The organism is Polynucleobacter sp. es-EL-1 (genome assembly GCF_018687975.1).
GTDB lineage: Bacteria > Pseudomonadota > Gammaproteobacteria > Burkholderiales > Burkholderiaceae > Polynucleobacter.
Genome location: NZ_CP061310.1, coordinates 1,629,298 through 1,642,493 on the forward strand (window position 1 = coordinate 1,629,298; position 13,196 = coordinate 1,642,493).

Here is a 13,196-nt window from a genome sequence, read left to right on the forward strand (position 1 = left end):
ATCCAGCTTAAACAGCAATAATCCCGCCGCCTAAGCAGACGTCTCCGTCATATAAAACAGCGGATTGACCTGGTGTCACCGCCCATTGAGCCTCTGGAAATGTCAGCTCAAAACCCAAGGGCTCTTGCCCCCCAAAAGACATGCTGCATGGCGCATCTGACTGCCGATAACGTGTCTTAGCTGAGTATTGCCCTGATTCGGGTGGGTTGCCAGCAACCCAACTGGCATCCATCGCCAAAAGTTGATTGGCCAATAACCAAGGGTGTTCATGCCCCTGCACAACATATAAAGTGTTATTGGCAACATCTTTACGGGCCACGTACCAGGCATCCCCATTGCCATCCTGGCTGCCTCCTAAGCCGATTCCTTTGCGTTGCCCCAGGGTGAAGAATGCTAGCCCCATATGCTCTCCAACCGTCTTACCTTCTGGGGTTTTAATCGGCCCAGGAGTCCGCGGCAAATAGCGGTTTAAGAACTCCCGAAAGGGGCGCTCCCCAATAAAACAAATGCCGGTTGAGTCTTTCTTGCGCGCATTATGTAAGCCAATATGCTCAGCAATTTTGCGCACTTCGGTTTTGGGGATTTCCCCCAAAGGGAAAAGAACATTTGCCAATTGAGCTTGCGTCAGGCGATGCAAGAAATAACTTTGATCCTTGCTGGCGTCGACTGCTTTTAACAGTTGGACTCGACCGCCCTCATGGCGAACGCGTGCATAGTGCCCTGTCGCAATCGCATCAGCACCCAAACTCATCGCATGATCTAAAAATGCCTTGAACTTAATTTCTGCATTGCACAATACATCCGGGTTGGGCGTTCTCCCTGCAGCGTACTCCCGCAAGAAATCAGCAAATACCCGCTCCCGATACTCGGCAGCAAAATTGACCGCCTCCACATCAATCCCGATTAGATCAGCCACCGATACGACATCTAGCCAATCTTGGCGTGCAGAACAGTATTCATCGTTATCGTCGTCTTCCCAGTTTTTCATGAAAAGGCCGATAACCTCATAGCCCTGCTCCTTGAGCATCCAGGCGGCAACAGACGAATCTACCCCACCAGACATCCCAATCACCACTTTAGATGGATTTGAGGCTGGAATTGCTGAAGAATTGGGCTGGATCATCAAAAAATGCGAGAATTCGCTATAAGCTGAAAACCTCATTGTAAAAGGCTTAACGAAACTTAACTAAAAGAACCCGGTTAAGCGCCGTAGACGTAAGGGTATGCCTATATATGCGTAGTCGCGTATATATACCTAAAATAGATTTTTTGAAAAATTTGCATCTGGAGACATGCCATGCGCATAGGAGTACCGCTGGAAATTAGGCCCGGGGAAACCCGCGTTGCCGCCACCCCCGAAACCGTCAAAAAACTGATCGGTCAAGGTCATACGGTTGTTATTCAAAAAGATGCTGGCGTCCGAGCCAGCCAACCAGACTCTGCTTATGAGGCTGTTGGTGCCTCCGTTGGTAGCGCAGCCGATGCATTTGGCGCTGAAATCGTTCTGAAAGTGCGCGCGCCAGAATCTGCAGAGCTTAAACAAATTAAATCTGGCAGCGTGCTCATTGGCATGCTCGATCCATTTGATAATGACAATATTGCCGCGATGGCTGCCCAAGGTATTACAGCGTTCTCCTTAGAAGCTGCGCCACGCACCACCCGCGCACAAAGCATGGACGTACTGTCTTCGCAAGCCAATATTGCTGGCTACAAAGCCGTCATGGTTGCCGCCAATGAGTATCAGCGTTTTATGCCAATGCTCATGACCGCTGCAGGTACCGTTAAAGCAGCGCGTGTATTGATTTTGGGTGCCGGTGTTGCTGGCCTCCAAGCGATCGCTACTGCAAAGCGTTTAGGTGCAGTCATTGAAGCTTCTGATGTTCGCCCTGCTGCCAAAGAACAAATTGAGTCACTTGGTGCCAAGTTTGTTGATGTGCCTTACGAAACAGACGAAGAACGTGAAATTGCCAAAGGTGTTGGTGGCTATGCCCGCCCAATGCCAGAAGCCTGGATGAAACGCCAAGCCGCATTGGTTGCCGAGCGTGCACAGCAAGCCGATATCGTGATCGCTACGGCTTTGATTCCGGGTCGCAAACCACCAGTCCTCCTGCATACAGCTACCGTAGAGCAAATGAAGCCGGGTTCAATTGTGATCGACTTAGCAGCTGGTCGTGGTGACAATGGCTCAGGTAACTGCCCACTGACTGAAGCAGACAAGATTGTTGAGAAAAATGGTGTGAAGATTATTGGCTACACCAATCTTGCTAGCATGGTTGCAGCTGATGCTTCTGCCTTATATGCGCGCAACTTGCTCGACTTTATGAAGCTCATTGTGGACAAAGAAGCAAAGTTAGTCATCCCAAGTGATGATGACATTGTGACTGCCTGCTTAATGTGCCGTGATGGCCAAGCCATCCGCAAAAACCAATAAAAATCAATCTAAGGAAATATCATGGATCTCGCTGCTTTTCAAAGCATCCTTACAGTCCAAAACATCACTGTATTCGTGCTGGCTATTTTTGTTGGCTACCACGTTGTTTGGAATGTCACACCAGCGCTTCACACCCCCCTAATGGCGGTAACTAACGCCATTTCCGGGATCATTATTGTTGGCGCTCTTTTGCAAACTGAAGTGATTGGTGGCGATGAGATTACGCTCACTAGCATCATTGGTGCAGTAGCCGTCTTTTTGGCATCGATCAATATTTTTGGTGGCTTTATGGTCACCCGCCGCATGCTTGAGATGTTCAAGAAAAAAGCTCCTAAAGCTGATGCTGCTGGAACTAAATAAAACTAGAACAAGATCTACATAGAGACCTAAAAAAATGTCAAACATAACCGCGATTTCATATCTCATTTCATCGGTGCTATTCATCCTTGCTTTGCGAGGATTGTCTTCACCAACCACTTCACGCCAAGGTAATACCTTCGGCATGGTCGGCATGTTGCTTGCAGTGATCACGACTTTCATGATCCCTGACTTCAAGCCAGTCTTTTCATTAATCATTGCTGCCATCGTTGGCGGTGCAATCATTGGAATCATTGCTGCTAAGCGTGTGCAAATGACGAAGATGCCTGAGCTCGTAGCGCTCATGCACTCCTTTGTGGGTTTATCTGCTGTCTTAATTGCGATTGCTGCAGTATTTAATCCAGCTCAAGCTCACACCGGTGCACAAAAGATTGAACTCTTTATTGGCGCATTCATTGGTGCAATTACCTTTACCGCCTCAGTGATTGCTTTTGGCAAACTATCAGGCAAGGTTAGCGGCAAGCCAGTAACATTTACCGGTCAACATTTGCTCAACCTTGTCCTAGCAATCGGTATGGTTGGTGGCGGTGTTATGTACTTCATGACTGGTAGCCACGCAGCCTTCTTAGTCATGTGTGCTATCGCTTTAGTGTTGGGTGTAACTCTTATCATCCCAATCGGTGGTGCAGACATGCCAGTAGTGGTATCCATGCTCAACAGTTACTCTGGTTGGGCTGCCGCGGGTATCGGTTTCACACTCAACAACCCAGTATTAATTATTGCTGGTGCTTGTGTAGGTTCATCTGGTGCAATTCTGTCCTACATTATGTGTAAGGCTATGAATCGCTCCATTGTGGCGGTGTTGCTTGGCGGCTTTGGTGCCGAGGCAGCAGCAGGCGGCGCTGATGATGGCGCCCCTAAGAACTACAAAACTGGTTCACCTGAAGATGCTGCTTTCTTAATGGAAAATGCTGACACTGTCATCATTGTTCCAGGTTATGGATTAGCTGTTGCCCGTGCTCAGCATGCTTTAAAAGAACTCACTGAAAAGTTGACCCATCATGGCGTTACTGTGAAGTATGCGATCCACCCAGTGGCAGGTCGTATGCCTGGTCATATGAACGTGCTCTTGGCTGAAGCAGAAGTGCCTTATGACCAAGTCTTTGAGATGGAAGATATTAATAGCGACTTTGGTCAAGCCGACGTTGTTCTGGTACTCGGTGCAAATGACGTTGTTAACCCTGCAGCTCGTACGCCAGGTAGTCCAATCTTTGGTATGCCAATTTTGGAAGCATTCAAAGCGAAAACCATTATTGTGAACAAGCGCTCTATGGCTGCTGGTTATGCTGGTCTTGATAACGAACTGTTCTACATGGATAAAACCATGATGGTCTTCGGTGATGCGAAGAAGGTTGTAGAAGACATGGTTAAGGCTGTGGAGTAAGACTTAGCCCTTGATTAAAAGACCGCCTCCGGGCGGTTTTTTAATGCCTTTAATTACTGCAATATCAGCTTTACTACATTAATAACACCGCTGATAACTATTCATACTCAGTTCACTGTAACAAATAAAAACGCCTGGTCTTTTGAACCAGGCGTTTTATTTCTACAGCTGATGCGCTGGAGAGCTAGGGCTATTACATCATGCCGCCCATGCCACCCATACCGCCCATACCACTCATATCAGGCATACCGCCGCCGGAAGACTCATCCTTTGGTGCTTCGCAGATCGCGCAATCGGTAGTCAACAATAAGGCTGCTACAGAAGCTGCATTAACCAATGCAGTTTTTGTTACCTTAGTTGGATCGATTACGCCTTGTGCTACTAAGTCGCCATATTCACCGGTTGCAGCGTTGTAACCGTTATTGCCCTTGCTAGCCAATACCGCATTAACAACTACGCTGGCTTCATCACCTGCGTTAGACACGATGATACGAATTGGCTCTTCCATAGCACGTAATACGATGTTGATACCAGCGTCTTGGTCAGGATTATCACCCTTCAAGCCCTTGATACCTTGCATCGCGCGTAACAATGCTACGCCACCGCCAGGAACAATACCTTCTTCAACTGCAGCACGAGTTGCATGCAATGCATCATCAACACGGTCTTTCTTCTCTTTCATTTCGACTTCAGTTGCCGCACCAACACGAATCACTGCAACACCGCCTGCTAACTTAGCCACACGCTCTTGCAACTTCTCTTTGTCGTAGTCGCTAGTCGCTTCGTCTATCTGAACACGAATGTTCTTCACGCGCGCTTCGATTGCTTTAGCATCGCCAGCACCGTCAATAATGATGGTGTTTTCTTTGCCTACTTCGATACGCTTCGCTTGACCCAAGTGCTCAAGAGTGGTTTTCTCGAGTGTGAGGCCGATTTCTTCAGCAATCACTGTACCGCCAGTCAAAATCGCGATGTCTTCCAACATTGCTTTACGACGATCACCAAAGCCTGGAGCCTTAACAGCGCAAGTCTTGATGATGCCGCGAATGTTATTCACAACCAAAGTTGCCAAGGCTTCGCCTTCAACATCTTCTGCAATGATTAACAATGGGCGGCCAGACTTCGCTACTTGCTCGAGTACTGGGAGCAAATCACGAATGTTGCTAACTTTCTTGTCAAACAAGAGAACGTATGGACTTTCCAATACGGCAACTTGCTTTTCAGGCTGGTTGATGAAGTATGGAGATAGGTAACCACGATCAAACTGCATACCTTCTACAACTTCTAGCTCGTCCTCTAAAGACTTACCATCTTCAACGGTAATAACACCCTCTTTACCTACTTTTTCCATTGCTTCTGCAATACGCTGACCAATGCTTTGATCGCTGTTTGCAGAGATAGAGCCAACTTGAGCGATTTCTTTAGTAGTTGTGCAAGGCTTGCTGATTTTCTTGAGTTCTTCGATTGCAGCTGTAACAGCCTTATCAATACCGCGCTTGAGGTCCATTGGGTTATGGCCTGAAACAACGTATTTCATACCTTCGCGAACGATAGACTGAGCCAACACAGTAGCGGTAGTGGTACCGTCACCAGCGATGTCATTGGTTTTAGAAGCAACTTCTTTAACCATCTGAGCACCCATGTTCTGGAGCTTGTCTTTGAGTTCGATTTCTTTTGCTACGGATACACCATCCTTAGTGATGGTCGGACCGCCAAATGAGCGCTCAATCACCACATTGCGACCTTTAGGTCCCAAAGTTGTTTTTACTGCGTTAGCAAGAATGTTTACGCCTTCCACCATCTTGGTGCGGGCATTATCTCCAAATACGACGTCTTTTGCTGCCATGATTGAATTCCTTTCTTAGGTACTAATTACTTCTGTACAACAGCCATGATGTCTTCTTCGCGCATTACGAGAAGCTCGTCGCTGCCGACCTTAACTGTTTGACCTGCATATTTGCCAAATAACACGCGGTCGCCAACTTTGACGTCTGGTGCATTCAACTTACCGCTGTCATCACGCTTGCCTGGGCCAACTGCCAATACTTCACCTTGGTCAGGCTTTTCAGCAGCAGCATCAGGAATAATGATTCCAGAGGCAGTTTTTGATTCTTGATCTAAACGTTTAATGATTACGCGATCATGTAAAGGACGCAGATTCATTCCTTCTCCTATGTTAGTAAGTGTTAACTAATTAAAAAACCAATATAAATCAATAACTTGCAATATCTCAACACGGAGCTCATAGGCTTTTAACATTCAAAAGACCCGTTTTAGCACTCGCATGTAGGGAGTGCTGATTATATAGGTCTGTTTCTGAAGATTTCAAGGGCAGGAAGCCTTTAATTTCATCTCCTGGGTTTTGCCTCCCTATAATGCGAGCAGGCTGGTAGGTAAATTCCTACATATAAATAAGCTTTAAGCCCTTAACACTCCGATCTGTCATGCCTAGACTGGCTTATCACCGATTGGAGAATGCTGATGAGCCCGAAATCCCGGCTGTACACGCTTGTAAAGGCCTGGAAGAACAAACCCTTCCATGAAGTGCGCGATGTCTCTGGAGAGCCCTGGCTTGGCCTGAGCAGCGCAGCACTTGAAGAACACCAATCCTGGTCTAAAAGACAAGCGATTAGCAACGAACCTATTTTTAACCAGCAGGGGACAAAACTGTCGGGTGCATTATTTAGACCGCTATTAAGCAGTGACGATACCCAGCTTCTCAGAATGTTTATGGAGGGCCTGGACAATATTAGCTACTGGTATCGCAGTGGACGGTTTATTCCAGGAATCTTACCGCTCCCAGCTCATGCTATTGCCTCTAGCAAATTTGTAGATGGCTTATCCGACCTCGTTTTGAACTCACGACTCCCAGTTGGCTTAGTTAGCATTGGAGTTCATCAATATGACAAGCCTGAATGTATTAACTCCTCCAAAGAAGGCTTACTCCGTCTTCGCCGCTTAGGAATATTGGTTCACCTACTGAACTTTTCTGGCAGTACGGCACAAATGCATGTCTTCACAGAAATTGAGCCAGATGGAGTGCATATAGATATTAGCCAGCTTCGCAATACACATAATTTGATTGAACTGAACACACTTTCGAAACAGATTAAGAGTGAAATCTATGCCTGCAATATCACACTCGTCAAGGATATTGAGAATGCAATTGCGATTGGTGCAAGTCATAGTTACGGCGGCCTAATGATGCCGCCAGTCAGTCGCCATCAAATGCTCCACATTAGCGATAGTCGTATTGCTAAAGCCATTTTTTCGCTGCACCCTCATAAAAACCAAAATGGAGATATGTAATGAGAAAACGCGTGATGTTGGTAGATGATCATCCAGCCATGTTGATGGCATTAAAAAGTATGCTGCAAGATCAATTGCTTTTTGAAATCGCAGGACAAGCTCAGAATGGCGAAGAATGCCTTCGCTCCATGAAGGAAGTGAATCCCAATATGGTGATATTGGATATTGATATGCCTAAAACCGATGGCTTTGACGTTATTCGTCGGATTGGTTTGATGCATCCTGAAGTCAGAATTCTGGTGCTCTCCAGTCTAGACGAAGCAGTGTATGGGGGAAGGGTGAGATCGCTAGGCGCCCATGGCTTTGTTAATAAGACTGCAGGCGCAGATGTGATTCTGGCAGGGTGTGTTGCCATTTCACAAGGCTATACCTTTTTCTCCCACGGCAAAAATGGCAATACTTCTTTGAGCGATACCGATAAATTAGCGTTGATCTCTGATCGTGAATTACAAGTCATGAAGTATCTAGGTAAGGGAAACACCAATCAGCAGATCTCAGACTTACTGCATATCAGCAATAAAACTGTTGCCACCTATAAGACACGCGTCTTTGATAAGTTAGGCATTAATAATATTGCTGATCTCATCTTGTTCTGCCGCATGAATAACATCATCGAGAGCTAATACACAGATGCATCGATTCATGTTCAAAATTCTCGCTCTACCCCTTTATATTTACGGAGCTTCTGGATTTGCAGGCCCCTTTAACGAGGCAGAGAAATCTTGGATCGATGCACACCCCGTTGTGAAATTTAGCATTCATGAAAAATATGCCCCCTATCTTCATGAATCACCCCATCCTTCAGATGCGGGTGTATTTAAATCCTTATTGGTAAAAATGCAGGAATGTACCCGCCAAGAGTTCATTCCAGTCTGGAGAAGTTCAGATCAAGAGGGTCTCCAACAACTAGCCGCAGGAGATGTCGACTTCATCATCGACCCTCCCAAAATTAGCAATGATGTCTTGCAATTTGGCGCCTTATCGAATTCTATTTTTTGGGGGCATGATGCGATTGTTACCAAAACCTCCAACACCTTAAAAAACCCAAGCAATCATGTAAAGCTCGCTTACTTTGATCGTGGCTTAGAAAATCCACCATCCACTCATGGTGAGCAGGCAATTCAATCTCATCAGGCAGCCCATCTAATAGATGCGCTTGTAAAAAATGATATTGAGGCATTGGTTATGCCAGCTCGTCTAGCGCTGCACCTCATATCAAATTCAAAACATCAAGATTTACACCTTGATGGCCTTTATAGCCGAGAACCCTTTGCATACCGCTGGCTCATCTCACATCAAAATAATCCATTACACAACGTACTGGATCATTTTCTAGATGACTTAGATCCCATAGAGTCTCGCAAGCTATTTGCAATCAACCCCCTTATCAAGAGCAATGAGGGTGTCCGAAAAATACTTCCCTGGATAAGCTTCGTAGCTTTCTTGCTTATTGGCGTACTAGTCATTTATCTTTTGCAAAGAAAATATTTTCATGAAAAACGGACTGCCAGCGCATTAAGACAATCAAAAGAATTGGCTGAAAAAGCAAATGCCGCGAAGTCTGCGTTTCTAGCGACGATGAGCCATGAAATACGCACCCCTATGAATGCGATTTTGGGTGTTCAAGAGCTACTTTTGGGTAGCGAGCAATTTCCGAAAAAAGATAAACCCCTACTTAAGAGTGCACAGGCTTCAGCTGAATCATTGCTCGGAATGCTGAATCAGGTATTGGATATTTCAAAAATAGAAGCTGGCAAACTCACGCTTAATCTAGAGCCCTGCAACTTAAATCAACTCCTGAACGATATTCATGCGGCATTTGACACTGTAGCTAAGCGACAAAACCTCATTCTTCACACATCTACCGACCCAAGAATCGCTGAAGTTCTGATGATCGACTCTTTGCGATTAAGGCAGGTACTGCAAAATTTACTGAGTAATGCGATTAAATTTACTAATCAAGGTGAGATTTACTTTGCAATCACCGTTCTTGCTGATGATCATGCGGGTCAACTAATTGAATTTCGGGTCATTGATACTGGGGTTGGCATGGGTTCCGATCAAATTGAATTGGCTCTTCAGGCATTTGAGCAAATACCCACCAGCCAAGATCATCGCCCCTCGACAACAAAAGAAGGAACTGGTCTTGGGCTAACTATTACCAATCATCTAGTCAATTCAATGAATAGCCATCTCTATTTTGAGAGCGAGCCAGGATTTGGGAGCAATGTTCATTTTTCTGTTGCGTTTCCGAGAAGTAGTATTGCAGCTGCCAACACATCATTTTTTGATTCGCTTTCGCATAGCCATGGGAAGCTTGTTGCTAAGAGGCGAGGACAAGCCAATCGATCGCTTCATGCCCTCGTGGTAGAAGATCACCCCGCTAGCCGGCAAATCCTCTCTCTACAGCTTGAAGCCTTAGGCATCAAAACCCAAGTTTGTGAGAATGCTCAGGCCGCTATTGAGCTCATGAAAGTTCACCGTTTTGATTTAATGCTGACAGATCAATCTATGCCAGGTATACAGGGATCCGATTTGGCAAAGCATATTCGTTCACTAGGCAATCGGGAGTTGATCATCATTGGTGTCACTGCTGATATATATGCACTGGAATCTCGTAATCAATTTCTGTCATCAGGCATGAATGGTGTTCTTATCAAACCCTTAAGCTTAGGAGCTCTTGAAAATGAGCTTATGCGCTATTTTGACTCTAGCAATTGTGCCCAAGATTTTCCCGAATCGTATTCATTCGCTTCATTCCAAAACCTCATTCAGAATGACCAAAGGCAAATCATCATTATTCTGGATGAGATCCAAAAAGTTCATGACGAAGCTCTGCAAGAGCTATCTCGAAACGGAAAAGCAATTGAAATTGACGAGTCTCGTTTTCAAAGTCTTGTCCATCGGGTTAAGGGTGGGGCGCAGCTATTACAAGCGGTTGAGTTTATTCAAGCCTGTAAAGCCCTGGAGGCTCAGGGTCCACTAGCTAAACGTGTGGAGCAATTCATCAGATTGCTACAGGAACAAAACAAAATTATTCAAATTTATAAAGCAAGATATTAGGCATTTACGAAGTAAGGTTTATCCTATGGGTAATGTATACGCAAGCCCCAATTACTCGACGCTATTATTTCCTGGCAGCCCTCGTCATCTACTGCTTATGGAGTATTGGAGCTGCTGAGGCAGAGCCTAAAGTGCCCGAAAATACTCTCCAATACCTCCCCAAAAGTGTTGCTGCAAGTTTAGAAAAAAATCAGATTCCCAAAGATGCCATTAGCATTTCAGTAACAGAAATCCAAGGGGGACGTCCCAGCAAGGCAATTAGTAAGACTGAATTAGATTGGCGTGCCAAAGAGCCCATGAATCCAGCTTCAACCATGAAGCTACTTACAACCTTAACCGGCTTAGATGTCTTGGGGCCCGAGTATCGCTGGCGCACCAAACTTTTTACTGATGGCGCCATTAAACAGGGCACCCTTAAAGGCAACATCTATTTACAGGGCACCGGTGATCCCAAGCTCATTCCAGAGGAGTTAGCCAAGATGATGAAGGCTATTCAGAATCTAGGTATTCAGAAAATTGATGGGGATCTTTATTTTGATCGGAGTGCCTATGCACCGAGCGTTATGGAGCACAACACCATCGATGGCGAATCCTTGCGCGCTTACAACGTTCCTCCAGATCCTCTTTTATATGCATTCAGAACCCTTTCCTTTCAACTGGGCAAATCTCGCACAGCCGACTTTATCGATATTGATTACACGCCTAAACTATCGCAGCTTAAGGTAATCAATCAAATGCAGTTGATTGATCGAGCATGTGACAACTGGAAGAGTAATCTACGCTTTAATTTAGATTCTGATGGCGGAACTGATAGCACCAATCAAACACTCACTGCGGTATTTTCCGGGGGGTTTCCGAGTGCTTGCAAAGGGGTAAATTACAACGTAGTCGCTATGGATGCTAATACCTTTCTCACGCAGGGTTTTGCAGCAGCCTGGGAGTTAGCTGGTGGCTCATGGGCCCAAGCACCTATCGGAAGATCTGAAAGCGTCCCCTTAGCAGCCCGTCTTCTTCTTCAATTTGAGGGTATCAAACTAGCGGATGATGTGCTTGATATCAATAAATTCTCAAATAATGTCATGGCTCGCCAGTTGCTACTGACCCTAGCCCTTGAAAAAATGGGCAAGCCGGCCACGACTGAAAATGGCAATACTGTGATTCAGAGTTGGCTAAAGGAACAGGGGCTAGAATTTCCAGAGCTTGTCATTGAAAATGGTTCTGGCCTCTCTCGCACGGAATCCATATCAGCGGAGAACTTAAATCAAGTTTTAGTTACAGCTAGAAATTTATCGGTTGGAGATATTTTTTATAACAGCCTACCAATAGCCGGTACGGATGGCACGATGAGAAATCGACTCATGAGCCATCTTCGCAAATTCCTCCATCTCAAGAAAAAACCTGAGGCCAGAATTAAAACGGGCTCACTTGCAGATGTCAGAGCAATCTCTGGATATGTGATGAGCAAGTCCGGCAAGATGTATGCAGTAACTTCCTTTATCAATCACCCCAATGCTCGCAAAGGCTTGGAGGCACACGATCAATTATTGGCGTGGCTACTAGAGGATGGACCAGACCCAAAACAAGCGCGCTGAAGGCGATCTCGCACTCCATCCCACTCTTCGCCTACTGGAGGCTCGGGCAATAAAATTAAATCCCAGCCCTGCTGATCTAGATCGCGCAGAGTGCGATACAGCTTACTAGCAAAACTGACGCTATCACTCGGTACTAAAACCTCTTCAAAATGCACCGAGGGATGACCATCTTCCCCTAGGCTCGAATCAGAATCCCAAACTGCAACTGCTACCCGTGACTTAATGTCAGGAAATTCACTTAAAGCATCCAATACTCTTCCGGACGCATACAAACGCAATGGTGTAGTGGGTGCGTAATGGGCACGCAAACTTCCGGACACTACTGGAGTCTCAGATTGACCCGCAAGCACAGCATACTCATGAGGTAGATAAACTTTGATACCTGTTTTAGCCAGGATATCTCCGGGAGTAATTAATCCGGGGCGCAGCAATACTGGGTGATCTCTGGATAAATCGATTATGGTCGATTCAATTCCAACATCACAATCACCGCCATCCAAAATCATCAGATCAAGCATTTCCTCAAATTCATAGCGAACATCCGCAGCACTGGTTGGAGAAACTTTGCCAAACCGATTGGCCGAGGGTCCAACAATACCGCCTTTAAATTTACGCAATAGCTCTTGGGTCAGTGGATGTGCTGGCGCACGAATTGCCACGGTATCTTGACCGCCGGTTGCTTCAAGCGGCACGGATTTATCTTTTTTAAAAACCAAGGTAAGTGGTCCGGGCCAAAATGCATGTATCAGCTTGAGCGCATCTTCAGAAAGATCTCTGACCCAGGGGGCAAGCACTGGGACCCAATCAACTTGAGATTGATCAAATTTATCTGGGGCAGCAATATGAACTATCAGCGGATGGTTAGAAGGTCGGCCTTTAGCAGCAAACACTTTTTTAATGGCCTCGGGATTTTTAGCATCAGCGCCCAGCCCATAGACTGTTTCCGTCGGAAAGGCGACTAAGCCACCACTACGCAAAGATTGCACTGCCTCTTGAATAACTGCTGCTGATTGGAGTGAGCTACTATCGCTGGACATTT

At 45.9% G+C, this 13,196-nt stretch carries 11 protein-coding genes; 7 read left to right on the forward strand and 4 right to left on the reverse strand.

The genetic code is table 11. The features are described 5' to 3' along the window. Nucleotides 1-7: 7 nt before the first annotated feature. Nucleotides 8-1,123, reverse strand: a complete 1,116-nt coding sequence (mnmA, locus tag FD974_RS08315) for a tRNA 2-thiouridine(34) synthase MnmA (protein ID WP_215364201.1) — start codon at nucleotides 1,121-1,123, stop codon at nucleotides 8-10. Nucleotides 1,124-1,297: 174 nt separating this feature from the next. On the opposite strand from mnmA, the gene FD974_RS08320 reads away from it, so the two are divergent. From FD974_RS08320 to FD974_RS08330, 3 genes are read left to right on the forward strand one after another with little or no spacing between them, the layout of a single operon-like run. Next, nucleotides 1,298-2,431 carry a Re/Si-specific NAD(P)(+) transhydrogenase subunit alpha gene (locus tag FD974_RS08320; RefSeq protein ID WP_215364202.1) on the forward strand — a complete coding sequence of 378 codons (1,134 nt, stop codon included), beginning with the start codon at nucleotides 1,298-1,300 and terminating at the stop codon, nucleotides 2,429-2,431. Between the two features lie 21 nt (nucleotides 2,432-2,452). Continuing rightward, the gene (locus FD974_RS08325) at nucleotides 2,453-2,791 is read left to right on the forward strand and encodes a proton-translocating transhydrogenase family protein (RefSeq protein ID WP_011903634.1); all 339 of its coding nucleotides are present in this window, start codon (nucleotides 2,453-2,455) and stop codon (nucleotides 2,789-2,791) included. A 34-nt stretch (nucleotides 2,792-2,825) separates the two neighbouring features. After that, nucleotides 2,826-4,193 carry an NAD(P)(+) transhydrogenase (Re/Si-specific) subunit beta gene (locus FD974_RS08330; protein ID WP_215364203.1) on the forward strand — a complete coding sequence of 456 codons (1,368 nt, stop codon included), beginning with the start codon at nucleotides 2,826-2,828 and terminating at the stop codon, nucleotides 4,191-4,193. Nucleotides 4,194-4,386: 193 nt separating this feature from the next. On the opposite strand, the gene groL is transcribed toward FD974_RS08330, so the two are convergent. Continuing rightward, on the reverse strand, nucleotides 4,387-6,039 hold the full coding sequence (groL, locus tag FD974_RS08335; RefSeq protein WP_215364205.1) for a chaperonin GroEL: 1,653 nt from the start codon (nucleotides 6,037-6,039) through the stop codon (nucleotides 4,387-4,389). A 26-nt stretch (nucleotides 6,040-6,065) separates the two neighbouring features. After that, complete coding sequence (locus tag FD974_RS08340) at nucleotides 6,066-6,356, reverse strand: co-chaperone GroES (protein ID WP_015421939.1); 291 nt, start codon at nucleotides 6,354-6,356, stop codon at nucleotides 6,066-6,068. 318 nt (nucleotides 6,357-6,674) lie between these two features. Between FD974_RS08340 and FD974_RS08345 the strand changes: the two genes are divergently transcribed. From FD974_RS08345 to dacB, 4 genes are read left to right on the forward strand one after another with little or no spacing between them, the layout of a single operon-like run. Then, a complete protein-coding gene (locus FD974_RS08345; protein WP_215364207.1) occupies nucleotides 6,675-7,502 on the forward strand; it encodes a diguanylate phosphodiesterase in 828 nt (275 codons plus the stop codon). Further along, nucleotides 7,502-8,125: a response regulator transcription factor gene (locus FD974_RS08350; protein ID WP_215364209.1), complete on the forward strand. Its 624-nt coding sequence runs from the start codon at nucleotides 7,502-7,504 to the stop codon at nucleotides 8,123-8,125. The genes FD974_RS08345 and FD974_RS08350 overlap by 1 nt, the downstream gene beginning before the upstream one ends. Before the next feature lie 19 nt (nucleotides 8,126-8,144). Beyond that, nucleotides 8,145-10,565 (forward strand): ATP-binding protein, encoded by a 2,421-nt coding sequence (locus FD974_RS08355; RefSeq protein ID WP_251374577.1) that lies wholly within the window; start codon nucleotides 8,145-8,147, stop codon nucleotides 10,563-10,565. 32 nt (nucleotides 10,566-10,597) lie between these two features. Beyond that, nucleotides 10,598-12,157 carry a D-alanyl-D-alanine carboxypeptidase/D-alanyl-D-alanine-endopeptidase gene (gene dacB / locus FD974_RS08360; RefSeq protein WP_215364211.1) on the forward strand — a complete coding sequence of 520 codons (1,560 nt, stop codon included), beginning with the start codon at nucleotides 10,598-10,600 and terminating at the stop codon, nucleotides 12,155-12,157. Here dacB and FD974_RS08365 read toward each other — a convergent pair. Beyond that, a complete protein-coding gene (locus FD974_RS08365) occupies nucleotides 12,103-13,194 on the reverse strand; it encodes an L-threonylcarbamoyladenylate synthase (RefSeq protein ID WP_215364212.1) in 1,092 nt (363 codons plus the stop codon). The genes dacB and FD974_RS08365 overlap by 55 nt on opposite strands. Nucleotides 13,195-13,196: the final 2 nt, after the last annotated feature.